General features: G+C 62.3%; 16 protein-coding genes. 7 read left to right on the top strand and 9 right to left on the bottom strand.

The genetic code is table 11. The features are described 5' to 3' along the window. Window positions 1-353: 353 nt before the first annotated feature. Together CIT26_RS31175 and CIT26_RS31170 are read left to right on the top strand one after the other, a co-directional pair. Window positions 354-2,126: a glucan ABC transporter ATP-binding protein/ permease gene (locus tag CIT26_RS31175; RefSeq protein ID WP_095496131.1), complete on the top strand. Its 1,773-nt coding sequence runs from the start codon at window positions 354-356 to the stop codon at window positions 2,124-2,126. Window positions 2,127-2,404: 278 nt separating this feature from the next. Next, a complete protein-coding gene (locus tag CIT26_RS31170; RefSeq protein ID WP_095496130.1) occupies window positions 2,405-3,169 on the top strand; it encodes a heme ABC transporter permease in 765 nt (254 codons plus the stop codon). Window positions 3,170-3,263: 94 nt separating this feature from the next. On the opposite strand, the gene CIT26_RS31165 is transcribed toward CIT26_RS31170, so the two are convergent. Then, window positions 3,264-4,322 (bottom strand): D-TA family PLP-dependent enzyme, encoded by a 1,059-nt coding sequence (locus CIT26_RS31165; RefSeq protein WP_095496129.1) that lies wholly within the window; start codon window positions 4,320-4,322, stop codon window positions 3,264-3,266. Between the two features lie 152 nt (window positions 4,323-4,474). Here CIT26_RS31165 and CIT26_RS31160 point away from each other — a divergent pair, with 152 nt between their 5' ends. Continuing rightward, complete coding sequence (locus tag CIT26_RS31160) at window positions 4,475-5,161, top strand: D-lyxose/D-mannose family sugar isomerase (protein ID WP_095496128.1); 687 nt, start codon at window positions 4,475-4,477, stop codon at window positions 5,159-5,161. 22 nt (window positions 5,162-5,183) lie between these two features. Here the strand turns inward: CIT26_RS31160 and CIT26_RS31155 are convergent, their stop codons facing one another. The 7 genes from CIT26_RS31155 to CIT26_RS31125 are packed head-to-tail and all read right to left on the bottom strand — an operon-like array spanning window position 5,184 to window position 11,528. Further along, the gene (locus CIT26_RS31155; protein WP_167391603.1) at window positions 5,184-5,459 is read right to left on the bottom strand and encodes a hypothetical protein; all 276 of its coding nucleotides are present in this window, start codon (window positions 5,457-5,459) and stop codon (window positions 5,184-5,186) included. A 25-nt stretch (window positions 5,460-5,484) separates the two neighbouring features. Continuing rightward, window positions 5,485-6,351 (bottom strand): RDD family protein, encoded by an 867-nt coding sequence (locus CIT26_RS31150; protein ID WP_095496127.1) that lies wholly within the window; start codon window positions 6,349-6,351, stop codon window positions 5,485-5,487. After that, the gene (locus CIT26_RS31145) at window positions 6,338-7,369 is read right to left on the bottom strand and encodes a stage II sporulation protein M (protein ID WP_095496126.1); all 1,032 of its coding nucleotides are present in this window, start codon (window positions 7,367-7,369) and stop codon (window positions 6,338-6,340) included. Before CIT26_RS31145 ends, CIT26_RS31150 begins: the two co-directional genes overlap by 14 nt. Further along, on the bottom strand, window positions 7,366-8,676 hold the full coding sequence (locus CIT26_RS31140) for a DUF58 domain-containing protein (protein WP_095496125.1): 1,311 nt from the start codon (window positions 8,674-8,676) through the stop codon (window positions 7,366-7,368). Before CIT26_RS31140 ends, CIT26_RS31145 begins: the two co-directional genes overlap by 4 nt. Continuing rightward, a complete protein-coding gene (locus CIT26_RS31135; RefSeq protein ID WP_095496124.1) occupies window positions 8,673-9,629 on the bottom strand; it encodes an AAA family ATPase in 957 nt (318 codons plus the stop codon). Before CIT26_RS31135 ends, CIT26_RS31140 begins: the two co-directional genes overlap by 4 nt. Then, complete coding sequence (locus CIT26_RS31130) at window positions 9,616-10,905, bottom strand: DUF4350 domain-containing protein (RefSeq protein ID WP_095496123.1); 1,290 nt, start codon at window positions 10,903-10,905, stop codon at window positions 9,616-9,618. Before CIT26_RS31130 ends, CIT26_RS31135 begins: the two co-directional genes overlap by 14 nt. Beyond that, window positions 10,902-11,528: a DUF4129 domain-containing protein gene (locus tag CIT26_RS31125; RefSeq protein WP_245319628.1), complete on the bottom strand. Its 627-nt coding sequence runs from the start codon at window positions 11,526-11,528 to the stop codon at window positions 10,902-10,904. The genes CIT26_RS31130 and CIT26_RS31125 overlap by 4 nt, the downstream gene beginning before the upstream one ends. A gap of 152 nt (window positions 11,529-11,680) precedes the next feature. On the opposite strand from CIT26_RS31125, the gene CIT26_RS31120 reads away from it, so the two are divergent. The 3 genes from CIT26_RS31120 to CIT26_RS31110 all read left to right on the top strand — a co-directional run bounded on the left by CIT26_RS31120 (window position 11,681) and on the right by CIT26_RS31110 (window position 17,301). Next, window positions 11,681-12,484 (top strand): glycerophosphoryl diester phosphodiesterase membrane domain-containing protein, encoded by an 804-nt coding sequence (locus CIT26_RS31120; protein WP_095496121.1) that lies wholly within the window; start codon window positions 11,681-11,683, stop codon window positions 12,482-12,484. A gap of 347 nt (window positions 12,485-12,831) precedes the next feature. After that, entirely contained in the window at window positions 12,832-16,641 is a 3,810-nt protein-coding gene (metH, locus tag CIT26_RS31115) for a methionine synthase (RefSeq protein WP_095496120.1), read from the top strand. Between the two features lie 195 nt (window positions 16,642-16,836). Continuing rightward, window positions 16,837-17,301, top strand: a complete 465-nt coding sequence (locus tag CIT26_RS31110) for a translation initiation factor 2 (protein WP_095496236.1) — start codon at window positions 16,837-16,839, stop codon at window positions 17,299-17,301. Window positions 17,302-17,479: 178 nt separating this feature from the next. Here the strand turns inward: CIT26_RS31110 and CIT26_RS31105 are convergent, their stop codons facing one another. Continuing rightward, a complete protein-coding gene (locus CIT26_RS31105; RefSeq protein WP_095496119.1) occupies window positions 17,480-18,670 on the bottom strand; it encodes a tyrosine-type recombinase/integrase in 1,191 nt (396 codons plus the stop codon). Window positions 18,671-18,923: 253 nt separating this feature from the next. On the opposite strand from CIT26_RS31105, the gene CIT26_RS31100 reads away from it, so the two are divergent. Continuing rightward, window positions 18,924-19,124 carry a DNA-binding protein gene (locus CIT26_RS31100; RefSeq protein ID WP_095496118.1) on the top strand — a complete coding sequence of 67 codons (201 nt, stop codon included), beginning with the start codon at window positions 18,924-18,926 and terminating at the stop codon, window positions 19,122-19,124. Window positions 19,125-19,173: the final 49 nt, after the last annotated feature.

The following is a 19,173-nucleotide window of genomic DNA, read 5'->3' as shown; positions in this document are numbered from 1 at the left end:
GATTTGGAGCGTCTTTGCACGTCTTGGGGGCGCGCGTTGTTTAAGCGTGCTCTAGAAAATCTATTGCGCATTAGCTCTCCAAAAAGCCGATGCAGGCTTTTGTGATCCGTACATAACCAGTTGCTGATTAAAATTGCGGCAGTGCTTGCAGCCTGCCACGATTCTGCCGCAAGGCTGACATTTTACCTTTTTTCTCAAACCGTTAGGTGATCACGACAGATTTCGCAGCGTCGCCATCTTTTGTTCGCGAATTGGGAACTGAAGGGGTACACGAGCATTGTTTCGCGACACGTCAACAGGTACGAGTCAGAAAATGATGCAGTGCACAATAACAATTTGCCGGAGTAGCTGAAGTGTCCCTTCTGCAGATCTACTGGAGAGCGCTTGGTTATCTCGCCGCCGACAGGAAACGCGTAGCGTTTATCTGCGGAGCGAATGTCGCGCTTGCCATTATCGCCATCCTTGAGCCGATCATGTTCGGACGGGTGATCGATGCTATTTCGGACGGCGGCTCGGTCTTTTCGACGCTCGCCGTATGGGCCGGTATCGGCGTCTTCAACGTCGTCGCCTTCGTTCTGGTGGCGCGCGGCGCCGACCGCTTTGCCCATGCACGGCGCAGCGAGGTTCTCTGCCAGTCATTCGAGCGCGTGATCACCATGCCGCTTGCTTGGCATCATCAGCGCGGCACCTCCAATTCCCTGCATACGCTTCTGCGCGCAGTCGAGACCTTGTTCAGTCTCTGGCTCGAGTTCATGAGGCAGCATTTGTCCACCGTTGTCGCACTGGTTCTGCTGGTGCCGACTGCGCTCAGCATGGATATTCGCATGTCGATGGTCCTGCTGGCGCTGGGCGCGCTCTATGTCGCAATCGGGCGGCTGGTGATGCGGCGTACGAGGGAAGGCCAAGCGTCCGTGGAGCGGCACTTTCACAAAGTGTTCGCGCATGTGAGCGACTCGGTCAGCAATGTCGCCGTGCTGCAGAGCTACAATCGCATCGGCCATGAGACCGACGCCTTGAAGCGCTATGTCAAGAACCTGCTTGATGCCCAGTATCCGGTGCTCGACTGGTGGGCCTTGGCCAACGCTCTGCACCGCCTGTCGTCGACCATTTCTATGATGGTCGTGCTTTTGATCGGCTCCTACCTGGTCATGCATGGCCAATTGCGTATCGGTGACGTCATCGCCTTTACCGGCTTTGCGACGCTGCTGATTGCCCGGCTCGACCAGATGTCGGCCTTCGCCAACCAGATTTCGGAAGCCAGGGCCAAGCTCGAGGAATTTTACCGCCTCGAGGACTCCGCGGCCGACGCCGCCGAGCCGGACGGTTTGCGTGAGCTCGGCAACATCACTGGTCATGTGCGTTTTGAAAACGTCAGCTTCGAATTCGCCAATTCGGGGCAGGGCGTGAACGACGTGTCGTTCGAGGTCCACGCCGGCCAGACCGTCGCCATCGTCGGTCCGACGGGCGCAGGCAAGACCACGCTCATCAATCTTTTGCAGCGCGTCTTTGCGCCGTCCAGCGGCCGCATCCTGATCGATGGCATCGATACCCGCACGGTGACCCGCAAGTCGCTGCGCCACTCGATCGCCACCGTGTTCCAGGATGCTGGCCTGCTCAACCGCTCGATCGAGGACAATATTCGCGTCGGGCGCGCCGAGGCGACCTATGATGAGGTCCACGCCGCCGCCAATGCCGCTGCCGCACAGGATTTCATCCTGTCGAAGAGCAACGGCTACGATACGGTCGTCGGCGAACGCGGCGGACAGCTTTCGGGCGGCGAGCGCCAGCGTATCGCGATCGCGCGCGCCGTGCTGAAGGATTCGCCCATCCTGGTGCTCGACGAAGCGACCAGCGCGCTCGACGTCGAGACGGAAGACCGCGTCAAGGAAGCGATAGACGAATTGCGGCGCGGCCGCACTACCTTCATCATCGCCCACCGCCTGACCACCGTTCGCGATGCTGATCTGGTCGTGTTCATGGACAAGGGCAAGGTGGTCGAAATGGGCGGGTTCGCCGAATTGTCGATGCGCAATGGCCGCTTCGCCAGCCTGCTGCGCGCCGGCGGCTTGCTCAACGACGAGGAAGTCCGCCGCCTCAGCCGCACCATCACGGACGAGGCCGCCTGAGCGGCCAGGCTCTCCCTTCTCCCCCTGTGGGAGAAGGTGGCCGAGCGAAGCTCGGTCGGACACAAGGGGTGCTCCAGCTTAGCGCAACCCTCCATCCAGAATCGAAATTCAGGCGCACGGCAGATAGGATCATTCGCGCCTCACTCCTTCCAGCACCCCTCATCCGGCTCGGCGCTAACGCGCCGATCCACCTTCTCCCACAGGGGGAGAAGGGAAGGCCCGCCTGCGACACGGCGCTGTAGTTGCTCCAAACCCATCGCCGGTTTATGTAAAGCCGCATGAGTGACCTGACTTCACGCCTCAGCGGCTGGATGGATTTCGCCAACCCGACGCGGTTTGTCGGTTTGGCCGACAAGGTGGTGCCGTGGCTTGCGACCATCGCCACACTCATCCTGGCCGCTGGGCTCTATATGAGCTTCACTGCGCCGGAGGATTTCCAGCAAGGCATCACCGTGCGCATCATGTATATCCATGTGCCCTTCGCCTGGCTGGCCATGATGTGTTTCACGCTGATGGCGGTTTTCGCGTTGGGCACACTGGTATGGCGCCATCCGCTGGCCGACGTCGCGCTGAAATCGGCGGCACCCATCGGCGCCGTCTTTACAGCGCTCGCGCTGATCACCGGTTCGATCTGGGGCAAGCCGATGTGGGGCACCTGGTGGGTGTGGGACGCGCGGCTGACGTCGGTGTTCGTGCTGTTTCTGATGTATCTCGGCATCATCGCGCTGACGCGGGCACTCGACGATGCGGCGCGCGCCGCCTGGGCCGCCGCAATCATCACCTTGGTCGGCTTCATCAACATCCCGATCATCAAATTCTCGGTCGACTGGTGGAACACGCTGCATCAACCGGCTTCGGTGTTCCGGCTCGGCGGGCCGACCATCGATCCCAGCCTGTTGCGGCCGTTGCTGGTAATGGCTCTGGGCTTTACCTTGCTGTTTTTCGCGCTGCATCTGATGGCGATGCGCACGGAAATCCGACGTCGCCGGGTCATTTCCATGCGCCGTGTTGCGGCGAGGCAGGCAGAACGGCAATCAGTCTGACTAATTTCAGATTTGCCCGGCCCTTCGCAGGCTCAGGGGTTCGAAGCTCGAAAAGCCAAGCAATTGGCTTTCCGTCCGCTCCGCAGACCGCTTCTCACCCCATGCGGCCGCGCGCCGCCACCGGCAGCGTCTCCAGCACCCGTTCTCCGGCGATCAGATGCACCTCATCGAACAGATTGGTGACGACGCAGCAATGGTCGGGCACGACGCGCACGCGCTCGCCGATACGCAGCCTGGCGTCGCCGTAAAGCGTGACGTTGCCGTGCTCCTCGCTGAGGCTGGTGACGGTGGCACCCGGAACGCCCAGCAATTCGCCGAAATCGGCCAGCCCCAGCGTGTCGCTGGACAAGGCCTTGCTGCCGGCATCGAGGATGGCCCGTGTCGGCGTCGGATGGCTGACCACCGTCGACAGCACCGTCAGCGCGCAATCGTCGAGGCTTCCGACGCCCTTGGCGACCTGGTAGCGGTCGAGATAGATGTAGGTGCCGGGGCGGTACTCGGTGACGACCGAAACCTCGCTTGAGCGCCACATATCCGGCGTGCCGCCGCTGGATATGCGTTGGCAGGCAAGGCCGGATGCGGCGAGCGCCTGGCGCGCATCGGCGAGCCGCGTCTCGGCCTCGGCAGCGCGGCCTGCCGCCGGATAGGTCATCAGCCCGCCGAAGGCGAGCCCCTTGGCCTTGTCGATCTCTCTGGCCAATGCGACCGCCTCGCTGGCCGACTGGACGCCGCAGCGGCCCATGCCGGTATCACATTCCACCAGCACCTGTAGCGGCTGGCCGGGATCGGTGAAGGTGGCGTCGAGCCCGTTAAGCGTATCCATGCTGTCTGATGTCACCGACAGCGTCACACGGCCGTGCAGCGCCTTGAGGCGCTCCAGCTTGGCCCTGCCCAGAATGTTGTAAGGCAGAAAAATGTCGGTGAGGCCGGCATCGGCCATCACCTCGGCTTCACCGATCTTCTGGCAGGTGATTCCGACGGCACCCGCCGCGATCTGCTTCTTTGCCCAGTAAGGCAGTTTGTGGGTCTTGATGTGCGGCCTGAGCTTCAGCCCATGGCGGTTGGCATGGGCCTGCGCCCGCGCGATGTTGGCTTCGGCGCGGTCGACATCGATCAGGATCGCCGGCGTGTCGAGGTCGTCTATGCTCAGCATGGAATGCCACCATCAGGAAAACTGGTTGCCGTTATGGCCTTGATCGGACCGGATGTCATGAGGCCAGCCCATGCAGTTTACGTCGACACCGGATCGGCGTTCGGCTATTCGGTTTGGAGATCGCCTAGGCCGACGGGAAGGAAACCACGACCATGAAACGCTCCACCATCAATGATATCATCCGCGACGCCGATGCCTTCATCCATTCGTTCGGCTACATCATGCCGCCCTTCGCCTACTGGACCCCGGAACAAATGAAGGCGCGCCGGCAGGATTCGTCGGCCATCTTCTCCTCCCGGCTCGGCTGGGACATCACCGACTACGGCCAGGGCAAGTTCGACGAGCTCGGCCTCTTCCTGTTCACCGTTCGCAACGGTCGCTACGAGGACATGAAGAAGGGCATGGGCATGCTCTATGCCGAAAAGATCATGATCTCGCGCAAGGACCAGCTGTCGCCAATGCATCGCCACAACATCAAGGCCGAAGACATCATCAACCGTGGTGGCGGCAGACTGGTGCTGGAACTGTTCATGCACGATCGCGATGGCGGCATCGATCCGAAGGCCGAGGTATCGGTGCCTGTCGACGGAACCATCCACAGGCTGCCAGCGGGCGGGCTGCTGAAGCTCGATCCGGGCGAGAGCGTCACGCTTTTGCCAGGCGTCTGGCATGCGTTCTGGGCCGAAGGCAAGGATGTGCTGATCGGCGAGGTGTCGACCGTCAACGACGATCTCACCGACAATGTCTTCCGCGAACCGATTGGCCGTTTCGCGGACATCGACGAGGACGTCGCGCCGCTGCACCTGCTCGTGTCCGACTACGAGAAATGGGTGGGTTAGTAGGAGGCAGCCTTGCTGCCTTCTAATTTGCTCGATCGAGGAGCGCGCGGACTCTGCGCACTTCGGCGATCAGGCGAGGAACATCCTGACGCGCGGCGGCCATGAAATCCTGATCCGCAGCCGTCCCGCCAGTCATTTCGATGTCTTCGCCTCGATCCCGCCCTTGGCCGGTTTGGATGAAATTCGATCCTCCGAGAAAATCTCGGCCCTCGACCCATGATTTCCACGGGCCTGCTTGGGCCGCGGAAACTCGGGCTTCCATCTCTTGAAGTTCAAGCTCGGATAGAGATGTGTTCATAGCAGTCTCGTTGGTGGGGCGTTGGCTACCGCTGGTACTTGTCCGCCTTACGGTTGCCGAGCAGCAGCTTTCGCTCGAGATGGGCTCGCAGCTCGCCGTAATACGCCGTTAGGAACGGGCGGGCGTCATGCGCCTGCGGCGTTGAGCCGATCTTGCGCCCGATCGTTTCAGCCACCGCCCGCAGCGCGAAATAGTCGTCGCGGCGCAGCACTTCCTCCAGCTTGTGCAGCTCGGCGATGCCATAGGCATCGAGCTGGGCGTGGCTGAACTGAAAAGTCTTGGCGACCGGATCCTGTCTTGCCGACAGATCCTCCATCAGCGTGCGCTTCGGCGCTTCGACGACCCAGGTTCCCGCCAGGAGATCGCCAATCCGCATGCGGTCGCGATTGAAAAGCGGGAACAGGGCGAACAGCAGTGCCCACACCAGTCCGAAAACTGTCGTCAGCGTATCGGCGACGCCCATCCCACTCCGTCCGGCGATAATCGACAGCGGCAGAAAGACTTCGATCTCGCGCATTAGATTGCGGGCGATGACCTGATCGACCGAGAGGCCGGCTCCGTTGCGTGACGCCACCCTGATGCCGACGATCCGTTTGCCGGGCGTCGACGCGCGCCGACCCGCCTCGAAGGCGATGAAATAGACGTTGCGCAGGAAAAAGATCGCGATGATCCAGACGATGAAAAGCGGCTGCATCTCATCGCTGCCAAGACCTCTCACCCCGAACAGCGCAACAATCGTGACCGCGATTGCAGCCGTGGCGATAAACACGACATCGAGCAGGAAAGCGGCAGCCCGTGTGCCGGCGTCGGCCAGCTTTATCTGGAGATCGACACCTTCAGGCGTGATCAGCGATCGCATTGTCGCCAGCGCGGAGCGTCTAGCGGTCGCCATTGCGCACCATCTGGAACAGGTAGAAATAGCCGATCCACAGTGCGAGCATGCCGCCGCCAATGGCATAGCGGGTGGCATCGCTGGTGATTGTCTGCCTGCCAATACCCTCGAGCAGTCCGGCAAACAGCAGCATGACCGAAACGCCGACCATCGCGGTCGCCGCGACGCGTCCGGCATGGGCCGCTGCCGTCATGCGGGTCAACTCGCCGGGAAAGGCGATGCGCGTGCCGATGCGCATGCCGGCAGCGCCGGCCAGCGCGATGGCGAACAATTCGGTGGTGCCGTGAATGGCCAGCCAGCCGCCAAGTTCCATGCCAAGCCCCTTTGCCCAATAGACTTGGAACAGCGCACCCAGCATGCAGCCGTTGAACAGCATCAGCAGCACCGTCGGCGCGGCGAAGGCAAATCCAAGGGCGAAGGCCAGGATTGCGACCTGGACGTTGTGGGTGAAAAGATAAGCGGCAAAGCCTGAGAGAAAGCCGTTGTCGCCATCATAGAGCATCGTGCGGAGCAGCTCGGCAGAAGCGTCTGGGCCACGGCCGGCGGCCAGCCCCGACGGGATGATCGCGTCGAACCAGCCCTTGTCGGACGCTACCAGCCAGGCGCCGGCGCCGATGCCGACAAACATCAGCGCCACCGACACCAGCGTCTCGCGCCACAAGTCGCGGATGGCGCCGGGCCAGTCGTGCAGGAAGAAATCGCCAACACGCTGCCGTAGTCCGCGGCGTGCCCCGTAGAGATAGAAATATCCTCGCAGGGACAGGGATTCGAGATAGGCTATCAGCGCGCTGTCGAGGGATGTCGCTCTCGCCACCGAAAGGGAAGACAATGCCGAACGGTAGAGCAGCGGCAGCGACAGCAGTTCTTCTTCCGACAGCGCCCGCGGCGCGCGTTTCTCGACGCGGGCGAGAAGCGTCTCGAACGCCTTCCAGTCGGCCTCGCGCTCCCGGCGGAAGCTGGCCAGCGACTGGCGTACGGCATCACCGCGTACCGCATCGCCGGGTACTGGCGCGCTCACAACAGATCCTCCCGCTTGAGCTGCAGGTAGCGCTCGACCAGCGCCGGCCCCAGCCTTTGATGGTCGGCTTCGATCACATGCGCACCAAGCAGCCGCAACCGGCCGATGACGACCTGCCTTTCGCGCAAAAGCCCGCCGGCGACGACGGCGCGGGCGACATCCTCGCCGGACAAAGGCGGCATGTCGGCCAAGCTCTCCAGCTCGACATCCCTGATCATCATGAACAGCACCAGATGCCGCTCGGTGAGCCGACCGACGGTGCGCAGCATCAATTCCGCGCTGATCGGATCGACGAAGTCGGTGAAGATGATCACCAGCGAGCGTCGGTCGAGCCGTGCCGCAAGCGTGGTCAGCGCCAGGGTGAAATTGGTCTCCTCGTTGGAATAGTCGATCTCTGCCGCCCGCTTCTGGATCATCGCGAAGCTGGCCGAGCCGCGCACCGCGCCGCTGGCGACGCGCGGCCGCGCATCGAAGCCGAACAGGCTGACCATGTCGCCGCCCTTGAGCGCAACGAACGCCGACAGCATGGCGGCCGCCACCGCCCGGTCCACCTTCGGCACGCCGTCGACCGGCTCGCACATCAGGCGTCCGCTGTCGATCGCCAGCACGATGTTGTTGTTCTCCTCGATGCGGAACTCGCGTGCCAGAAGCCTGCCGTGGCGGGCGCTGCGCTTCCAGTCGATCATCCGCCGGCCCATGCCGGGCTGGTAGTCCTTGAGCGCCTCGAACTCCCGGCCCTGTCCGGCCCGGCGCTGCGCATGCCCGTCGGGCAGGGCGTCACGCTGCAGCAGCGTGATCGCCTGGTCGCGGGCGCTGCGGACGTCGGGCAACACTGCCACCTTGCTTTCCATCGGCAGGACGGCCTGGTTCCAGACCAGTCCGAACGGCCCGCGCCAGCGCACCCACAGACGATCGAAGCTGGCGATGCCGCGCCGTAGCGCCTGAAACCGAAGGTCGAGCGATCCGCCGTCGCTGGTGGGGACCAGGGCTCCGCCGGTTCCGCCCATCGGCGCCAGGCGCGCATCATGGCCGACGCGCGCCTCCAGGGTCCGCGTCCGGCTCGCAAAATTGGCGGCGACATGGACGATGAATTGGCCGCCGACGCCGACCTGCGGCGGCGTGTGGAGGCTGGCGTCCAGCGATGCCCGCCCGCGTCCTGCCGCGGCGTCCACCGCCAGGAAGGCGAGGAGCACGCAGATCCACAGCAATCCGAGATACCAGAGCGACGGCAGCACCAGCGCGACCAGGAAGGCCGGCACCGCGCCCGCCGCTGCCGTCCACACTGCTCGGCCGCTCGGATAGATCAACGCGGCGCTTCCGTCTGATCGACCAGGTCGGAGACGATCTGCTCGACCAGCCGGCCATCGATCTGCGCGGCCGGGGACAGGATGACGCGATGGCGCAGCGCCGGCACCGCCAGCGCCTTGACGTCGTCGGGGATCACATAGGCGCGCCCGTCCAGCGTCGCCCGCGCCCGTGCCGCCCTGGCCAGCATGGCGCCCGCGCGTGGACTGGCGCCAACCTCCAAATCGGCGGTGTCGCGTGTGGCGCGCACCAGCGCCGCGATGTAGCCGACGACGTCGTCGACAAGTGTGACGGAGCCGACGGTTTCGAGCGCCTTCTCCAGTGTCTTGCGGTCCGCCTGGGCCTTGATGCCGTATTGCCCGATGTCGTGCGAGGCGGAGCCGCCGCCATGGTGGATGATGATGGCCCGTTCCTCCTCGGGGCCGGGATAGCTGACCCGGTGCTTGAACAGGAAGCGGTCGAGTTGCGCCTCGGGCAGGGGATAGACGCCCTGATGCTCGATCGGGTTCTGGGTCGCGACCACCATGAAGTTGCGGCCCAGCGAATGCGTGGTGCCGTCGAAGGTGACCGCATGCTCCTGCATCGCCTCCAGAAGTGCTGCCTGTGTTTTGGGCGGCGTGCGGTTGATCTCGTCGGCAAGCAAAAGGTCGCAGAAGATCGGACCGCGCGTCAGCGTGAACTGTCCGGTCTGGAAATTGTAGATGTTCGATCCGACGATATCGCCAGGCATCAGGTCCGGCGTGAACTGGATGCGTCCGTAGGCGACACCCAGGGCCTGGGCGAAGCAGCGCGCGGTCATTGTCTTGGCCGTGCCCGGAGGGCCTTCCAGCAGGATATGCCCGCCGGCGAACAAGGCGATCAGCATCAGGTCGACCGTGTCGTGCTGCCCGGTGATCGCCTTGGCCACTTCTTCCCTGATCCGTGTCGCCAGGGCCTTCACATCATCGACGTTCACCGAGCCTCCTTGCCGTCCAATCGTGCAGCTGTTCCGCTGCCTCATGCATTTGCGTCAGATTTTTCGCCTCGCCGACGGCTTGCGCACGCGCGGTGAATCCGTCGACCTCGTCCTTATCGCGAGAATCGAGCCAGTGGTCGAGCGCTTCTCCCTGCAGCCCATGCGGCGCTCCCAGCAATGCGCCGGCGCGTACCCGCATCAAGGCCGCATAACGGCCTCCCAGTTCCTCGAGCCGCCCGGCGCGCCGCAACAGCATCGCCGTCGTATCCACCAGCGCGCGCTTGCCAAAGGCAATAGCGCGCAATTCGGCGCGCGGTGGGCCGAAACGGCCGAGGCCGTGCAGGAAAGCCAGCGCCGCCGCAGCCAGGATCGTCAGTGTCAGCGCCAGAAACGGCGGTTCGACCAAGAGCTTGGCAAGATCATATTTTCGCCCCGCGCCATGCAGCGTGAGATCGAACATGACCGGCTGTGCGCGGCCTCTCTTATCTGGATTTTCGGATGCGGCGTCGCCGAGTTGGTCAGGGTCGGGCAGTTTGAAATTGGACCGGGACGGACTGATTCCGGATTGAAGCCGGCTGATCAGATCGAGCGCGGCTGCCGCCTTGTCGGGATTGCCAAGCGCGGCGTTGTTGATCAGGTCGGGGTCGGTCAGGATATAAAAAGGCTTGCCATCCACTTCGGTGAGCACAGCCTTGTCGTTGCCGGCTGCTATGATTGGATGCTCGTCCGCCACCCACTGCAATTCATCGGGGGCGGCAACAAGCCGGCCCTCGATGTCGAGTTGCTGCACCGTGCTTTGGCCGACGCCGATCTTTGCATTGGCGATCCGGCCGAGCCATTGGTTCACCACCGCATCGGGCAATCGCCCGAATTTCATCTTCCATCCTTCGTGTTTCTCCAGCGGCAATGTCTGCCATTTTGGCAGCACGAAGAGGGTATCCAGGTCCTGCCGAAGTTCGAGGATGTGGTCGAGCGCCGCGGGATCGCTCTCGGGCGAAATGGTGACGATCAGCAACATGTCGGTGCCGAGATCATCCTCGGTCCGCGCCATGGCTGGCGTCTCGCCAGTGAGCCGCAGCCATTTCGCCAAGCCCGCATAGCCGACGCCGCTTTTCGACAGCGGTGTGGCGCCGCCATTGCCGGGTTGCCGGAAATCGGGCGCATAGGTGGACAGCAGGAAGAAACCCGCCGCCGCCAGAAGGCTGGCGAAAATGCCCCAGAATAGCGTTCTTCGATTGAACGGTTCCTGTGCCGCTGGTTCGGCCGTCGCGCTCATGTCCAGGCATCCCGGAAGGCGAAACGCTCATAGGCGCCGCGTGCTTGCCGCCAGCCTTCGGCGCCGACCGGCCGGCGTGCGAACAATGCGGCTTCGACGATGCGTGCGATCTCGGTAAACGCCGCGCGGGCCTTGGCGGGAACCGAAGCAGCAGCGGCGATGTCGCGCGCCGTAAGCGACGGGCGCAGAAAGTCCGGCAGCCGGCCGGCAATATCTGCGACGCTGCGGCGAAGCAGGAGATGAACCGCTTCGTCATAGTCGCCTCGCGCGGCCAGCGCGTCGGCTTCCGACAGCAGGATCTGCGCGGCGCCGGCGTCGGGACGCCATGCTTCCTCCGCCTCGGCTTCGCGACGCGCGCGCTGCCACGGCAGGCGCCAGGCGATACCTTTCATCTCGAGGAAGACCAGGAGCAGGATGATCGCGGCACCTGATATCACTGCCCCCCAGAACAGATAGATCATGTAGGGACCGAGCGAGGACAACAGGTCCAGCAGCGGCTTCAGCCAGTCGGGTGGCTGCGGCGGCACATAGGCCGGCAGGTCGAACTGGATCGACTTGTCCGAGATCAACTGCTCATGCGCTTTTGCCAGCCGTTCGGCTTCCGCTGTGCCTGGCTGTGCCACTGCCAACCGCTCCCCTGCAACCTATGGTTCCCCAGCCGACACTGACAATGCACAACGGCAATTGCAAGTGGACTAGACGCCGACCTCCAATGTTGGCACATTTAATGCGGGGATCACCAGCCGATATGCGGTGATCAAGCGGGGGACGCATCATGGTTTCAACGACATTGGAACGGCCGGACAAGTTTCGCATCGGCAGGGTTTTCAACGACAGCTTTGCTGTCATCAGCCGCAATATCGGTCTTTGCCTCGGCCTGGCAGTGCTGTTTTCAGGCTTGCCGACTCTTGTTTTTCAACTTTGGGCGTTGAGCCGGCTGGCACCCTTTACCGCCGCGGACCCAGCTGCCTCCTTCGACCCGAGCACTCTCGGCGAACCGAATTTGATGGTGAGCTATTCCGCGATCACGATAGGCTTCGGGCTGGTCTCCTACATCCTGTCGCTGTTGCTCCAGGCATCGCTGGTGCGTGCCACCATCGAGGACTTGAATGGCAAGCAGCCGTCGTTCGGTGACTGCGTCGCGAAAGCAGTTTCCTTTCTCTTGCCGACGTTCGCCATTGCCCTGTTGGTTGGTTTAGGCGTGGTCCTCGGTCTTATGCTTCTTATTGTGCCTGGCATCATGCTGGCGCTGCGTTGGTCGGTCGCGGTGCCGGCGCTGGTGCAGGAGCGGCTCGGCGTGTTCGGCTCGATGGCGCGCAGCCGCGATCTGACCAAGGGAAGCCGCTGGGCGCTGTTCGGCCTGTTCGTTATCCTGATCATTATCGTGATTGCCATCCAGTTGGCGCTCGGCACCGCAACCGCCCTGTTTGGATGGGGGGTGATGGGTGCTGTGGTGGATGCATTGGTGACGAGTGTAACATCAATGGTAATGTCGATCGCCACCGCGGTCTGCTATGTCGAGTTGCGGCAAGTTAGGGAAGGCACCAGCGTCGACGAACTGGCGGAGATCTTCTCCTGACGCGAGAGGTCGCTCCCGCCCTACCACATCATGAACGAAACGACGTCCGCGTCGGAGACCTTGCCTGCCATCACGTCGGCGATCGCCTGATCGACGATGGCCGCGCCCTCTCTCGCGGATGTCCACAACGGTTACCCGGTGCTGCTGTCGGAAATGACCCCGACGAGCCGCGCGACCTGTTCGAGATGCTGCTCAGGGCGGCATCGGCGAAGACTGCGCAGCCGGCGTTGTAGCGCCGGCGGGTAGCATTCCCGGCGGCAGGGGTGACAGCGGCACACAAATCTCGTATACTGACATAAAGATGTCTTTATGTCGCTTAAGCGCGACTGTCGCCTTGAGGATTGAAAGTGTCGCAAAACCCTTCATCGCTCGACGACCTGTTCGGCCCTGTCGCGGCTAAGCCCGACGGCTCGGAAGTGCTTGCCGCGCTGACGGCGGCGGCGCGCGAACGCATCCTCATCCTCGACGGCGCCATGGGCACGCAGATCCAGGGGCTGGGCTTCGACGAGAACCACTTCCGTGGCGACAGATTCGCGGATTGCGCCTGCCATCAGCAGGGCAACAACGACCTGCTGATCCTGACGCAGCCCAAGGCGATCGAGGAGATTCACTATCAATACGCCATCGCCGGGGCGGACATCCTTGAAACCAACACCTTCTCCTCGACCTCCATCGCCCAGGCCGATTACGGCATGGAGGATGCGGTCTACGCGCTGAACCGCGACGGTGCGCGGCTGGTGCGCAGGGCAGCGGTGAGGGCTGAGCAGCAGGACGGCAAGCGTCGTTTCGTGGCCGGTGCGCTGGGGCCGACCAACCGCACCGCCTCGATGTCGCCGGACGTCAACAATCCCGGCTACCGCGCCGTGACATTCGACGAGTTGCACCTTGCCTATGGCGAGCAGCTGCGCGGTCTCATCGACGGCGGCGCCGACGTCATCCTGATCGAGACCATTTTTGATACGCTGAACGCCAAGGCGGCGATATTCGCCTGCAATGAGATCTTCATCGAGAAGGACGTGCATCTGCCGGTCATGATCTCCGGCACGATCACCGACCTGTCCGGCCGCACGCTGTCCGGCCAGACGCCGACGGCTTTCTGGCATTCCGTCCGCCACGCCAACCCGTTCACGATAGGCCTCAATTGCGCGCTGGGCGCCAAGGCCATGCGCGCGCATCTGGACGAAATATCAGGCGTCGCCGACACATTTGTCTGTGCCTATCCGAATGCCGGCCTGCCCAATGAATTCGGCCGTTATGACGAAAGCCCGGAATTCATGGCAGCGCAGATCGAGGATTTCGCGCGCGACGGATTGGTCAATATCGTCGGCGGCTGCTGCGGCTCGACGCCGGATCACATCCGCGCCATCGCAGCGGCGGTGAAGAAATATCCGCCGCGCGCTGTTCCCGACATCGAACCGAAGATGCGCCTGTCGGGGCTCGAGCCGTTCACGCTGACCGACGAGATTCCGTTCGTCAATGTCGGTGAGCGCACCAACGTCACCGGCTCGGCGAAATTCAGGAAGCTGATCACGGCGGGCGACTATGCCGCCGCGCTCGACGTCGCCCGCGACCAGGTCGCCAACGGCGCGCAGATCATCGACATCAACATGGACGAAGGCCTGATCGATTCGAAGAAGGCGATGGTTGAATATCTCAACCTGATCGCCGCCGAGCCTGACATCGCCCGCGTTCCCGTGATGATCGACAGTTCCAAATGGGAGATCATCGAAGCCGGGCTGAAATGCGTGCAGGGCAGGCCATTGGTCAACTCCATTTCCATGAAGGAGGGCGAGGAGGCTTTTCTGCACCATGCGAAGCTCGTCCGCGCGTATGGCGCGGCGGTGGTCGTCATGGCCTTCGACGAGGACGGCCAGGCCGACACGCAGGCGCGCAAGGTCGAAATCTGCACCCGCGCCTACAAGCTGCTGACCGAGCAGGCCGGATTCCCGCCCGAGGACATCGTTTTCGACCCGAACATCTTTGCCATCGCCACCGGCATCGACGAGCACAACAATTACGGCGTCGACTTCATCGAAGCCGCCAGGCAGATCACCGCGACGCTTCCCCATGTCCACATATCGGGCGGCGTCTCGAACCTCTCCTTCTCGTTTCGCGGCAACGAGCCGGTGCGCGAGGCCATGCATGCCGTGTTCCTCTACCACGCCATCCAGGCCGGCATGGACATGGGCATCGTCAATGCCGGGCAGCTAGCCGTTTACGACACCATCGATCCCGAACTGCGCGAAGCCTGCGAGGATGTCGTCAACAACCGCCAGCCGAAGGGCGGCGGCACGGCGACCGAACGCATGCTGGAACTAGCCGAACGCTTCAAAGGCACGGCGGGCAAGGAAGCGCAGGAGCGCGATCTCGCCTGGCGTGACTGGCCCGTCGAGCAGCGCATTTCGCACGCACTGGTCAACGGCATCACCGAATTCATCGACGCGGACACGGACGAAGCGCGACGTGCCGCCGAGCGCCCGCTGCATGTCATCGAAGGTCCTTTGATGGCAGGAATGAATGTCGTCGGCGATCTGTTCGGCGCGGGAAAAATGTTCCTGCCGCAAGTGGTGAAGTCCGCCCGCGTCATGAAGCAGGCCGTTGCCGGCCTGCTTCCGCACATGGAGGCGGAGAAGCTGGCGAACGCCGCCAATGGCGTCGACACCGGCGAGCGCCAGACCGCCGGAAAGATCCTGATGGCGACGGTGAAGGGCGATGTCCACGATATCGGCAAGAACATCGTCGGCGTGGTTCTCGCCTGCAACAATTACGAGATCATCGACCTCGGCGTCATGGTGCCGGCGGCGAAGATCCTGCAGACGGCGCGCGAGCAGCAGGTCGACATTATCGGCCTGTCCGGCCTGATCACGCCCTCGCTCGACGAGATGGTGCACATGGCCGCCGAGATGGAGCGCGAAGGTTTTGACATTCCGCTGTTGATCGGCGGCGCGACGACCAGCCGCGTGCATACGGCGGTAAAGATCCATCCGCGCTATATCAGGGGCCAGACGGTCTACGTCACCGATGCCAGCCGCGCGGTCGGCGTGGTGTCGGCACTCCTGTCGAACGAGACCAAAGACGGCTATGTCGACAAGGTTCGTGCCGAATACAAGAAGGTTGCCGATGCGCATGCGCGCAGCGAAGCCGACAAGCAGCGCCTGCCGCTCGCCAAGGCGCGGGCCAACGCCCACCGGATCGACTGGTCGGCCTACGCGCCGCCGAAGCCCTCCTTCCTCGGCCTAAAAATCTTCGAAGGCTGGGATCTGGCCGAGCTGGCGCGCTATATCGATTGGACGCCGTTCTTCCAGACCTGGGAGCTGAAAGGCCGCTATCCCAAAATCCTCGACGACGAGGCCCAGGGGCCGGCGGCACGCCAGCTCTTCGAGGACGCCCAGGCGATGCTGGCCAAGATCATCGCGGAAAAATGGTTCGCCCCGAAGGGCGTCATCGGCTTCTGGCCGGCCAACGCCGTCGGCGACGATATCAAGCTATTTACGGACGACGCGCGATCGCAGGAACTGGCGACCTTCTTCACGCTGCGTCAGCAGCTGACCAAGCGCGACGGTAAGGCGAACGTCGCCCTCTCGGATTTCGTCGCGCCCTTGGACAGCGGCAGGGCCGATTATCTCGGCGGCTTCATCGTTACCGCCGGCATCGAGGAAGCGGTGATCGCCGAGCGCTTCGAGCGGGCGAACGATGATTACTCGTCCATCATGGTCAAGGCGCTGGCCGACCGTTTCGCCGAGGCCTTCGCCGAGCGCCTGCACGAACGCGTGCGCAAGGAGTTCTGGGCCTATGCGCCGGACGAGGATCTGGCGCCGGACGAGCTGATCGGCGAACCCTATCGCGGCATCCGCCCGGCGCCCGGCTATCCGGCGCAGCCCGATCACACCGAGAAAGCGACGCTTTTCCGCCTGCTCGACGGCGAGCGCAATGCCGGCGTGAGCCTGACCGAAAGTTTTGCGATGTGGCCGGGCTCCTCCGTCTCCGGTATCTACCTGTCGCATCCCGAAAGCTATTATTTCGGCGTGGCCAAGGTCGAACGCGACCAGGTCGAGGACTACGCGAGGCGCAAGGCCATGCCGCTTGCCGAGGTCGAGCGCTGGCTCGGCCCTATACTCAACTATGTGCCGGCGCAGGGGCTTGATGCGGCTGCGTGAGGCGGGATGCGTGAAATCATGTTGCGAGACTGCTTTGGCGGGAAGCCGGCGCCTCAGCAATTTGTGCTGACACGCATGTCAGACGCAACCGCTGTGCAACTAGCGTTGCTTTTTTGCTAGCTACCCAACCCTTCCAGTAACTCTGCTTGCGCAGACCTCGGCGTTGCGCCACTAATGCACCTGGGGGGAATCTTAATGAAAATCCATCTTTGTGCTGCCATGGCGGCAACGGTTGCTATGTCGGGCTGCGCGTCGGTTGTGCGCGGTACGAGCGACAAAGTCTCCATCAACTCCGAACCACCAGACGCTACGATCAGAACTTCACTTGGTCATTCATGCCCAATGTCGCCTTGTACTGTCGAAGTAAGTCGGAAAGAGGGCTTCACCGCCTTTGCCGAGAAAGAGGGATATAAACCGGGCAGCATTTATATTGGCACGAAAATGAGCGGAAAAGGCGCTGCCGGTCTTGCCGGCAATATTCTACTCGGCGGAGTGATAGGAGTGGGCGTAGATGCAATGACGGGTGCGACACTCGATCATTCTCCAAATCCTGCACTCATAACGTTGATTCCAGCTGACGCGCCTGGCGAAAGCAGCAAGGCGATTGTTCCTCCGCCTGCACCACCTGCGAAGAACAATAGCTCTCGCGCGGGGGTTTAGCTTAGCCGCCGATCCTCGCGATCATAAGCCCGCCGCTCACCGCGCGAGAGCTATTGTTTTTGTCGGAAAAAGAAAGATGGCTGGGGAACCTGGATTCGAACCAGGACTAACGGAGTCAGAGTCCGTCCGCAGACATTGAAATCATTACGATTTGTTGCCGCATGTCGCTGCTGTGTCGCTATAAGCCGAAAAGAGAAGAGGCCGCGGCGTCCATGGCGGTTGTGTCGTCGCCCTTCGGGAACAAATGGCCATACGTGTCCAGCGTCACCACGATTGACGAATGGCCCATGCGGTCCTGCACGACCTTTGCAGGCAGACCGAGGCCACCATCCTCCGGACGATTGATACACCATGAGGCATAGAAGTGCCGTAGGGCATGAAGGCCAGTGTACTTCGCCACCATGATCGGCTTGCCGTCCTTATCTATATCGCCAGTATCTGTGACCACGCCTGCCGCCTCAAGGGTAGGATGCAGCCAGCGCTTGACGATATTGGCGTGCCACTCGATGTTTCCCTCCGTGTTCGGGAACACGAGCCCGAGATCACCCTTCGGACATTCGACTTGCCATTCGCGCAGAGCCTTCACCAAGGCTGTGATCAGAGGAATCGTACGCCGTCCCTTTTTGGATTTCGGGGATCCGATTTCCTGATATGCATCGGCACGCTGGCGAACTGTGATTTCGGCCTTGGTGAGATCGACATCAGACCAGCGCAAGCCCCGAAGTTCACTGGCGCGCATGCCTGTGAGGACCGCAGTCATGAGGAACACGCGCACGCGGCCATGCGCGTGGTCTAGGATGGCCCGCACCTCCTGCGGCGTTGGAATGTCCACGCCAACCTGAAGTTGTCCCTTGTGGCGCTCCTTGGCCTTCGCGCGGCCCTTCTTGTTGCGGCTCATTTCCTTAACGGCGTTCAGCACGACAAGTCCGCGCTCCTGCGCATCGCTCAAGATGGCGCCAAGGCTTATGCGCACGTTCCGCAACATCGCGTCGGATCGATCCTGTTCGCGAAGCGTGTCCATGAACTGCCGCACGAAGGGGACCGTAACCTCGGTGAGCTTTCGCTTGCCGATGAACGGCACGATGTGGATATCTAGGTGCTGAGTGTATTGCGCGACCGTGGACCGCTCGAAGCCATCGCAGCTTTTCAGCCAGAGCTTGCCGGCTTCTGCGATCGTCACCGTCTCGCGGTCGGCAACATGAACATGGTCGTTGACCTCGATCCGAGTCTTGGCCTCGAAAGCTTGCGCGTCTTTCTTCTTGGCAAACGTCTTGATGTGACGCTTTCCGGTCTGCGTATAATAATCAATGATATAGGCCGACTTTACCTCGCCACTTTTGGTGGTCCAGGTCCGTTCGCGCAATGACATCGGGAAGCCTCCAGAAAGGATGGCAACCGATAGCATGACTAACGGACTAATAGCAACATGCGATCTAAATTTGTAACACTTGCTCAAATTTGGTGAGATTCTTAGATAGTGTGTAAGTCCGGGCTTGCACCGGCGACTAGCGTCTCCCGCCCAATCGAACGGCGGCCCGAACCCCTCATCAAACTTTTGCTTTTTGGAGCGCGCTTAGGCGTGTGCAATTTCTGCGCCTTATGGTGCTGGAACAGGGGAAATCATGGACCATTCGAACGACAACCTGGCCGCGGATATCTTGCGCGGCGCCGACGCAATCGCCAAACACCTAGGCTTCCCGCGGCGGGCCATTTATCACTTAGTCTCAAAAGGCGGCCTGCCGCATTTTCGGCTGGGTGAAACCGTGTGGGCGCGGAAGAGCACGTTGGCGAACTGGATATCTGAGCAGGAGAGGGCGGCATGACCAAGCCCCTTTCAGAGATGACGCTAGCCGAACTCGACGCCGAGATGGC

The organism is Mesorhizobium temperatum, assembly GCF_002284575.1.
GTDB classification, from domain to species: domain Bacteria; phylum Pseudomonadota; class Alphaproteobacteria; order Rhizobiales; family Rhizobiaceae; genus Mesorhizobium; species Mesorhizobium temperatum.
The sequence above is the reverse complement of the archived record's forward strand: the minus strand, read 5'-3'. Positions and strand labels throughout refer to the sequence as shown.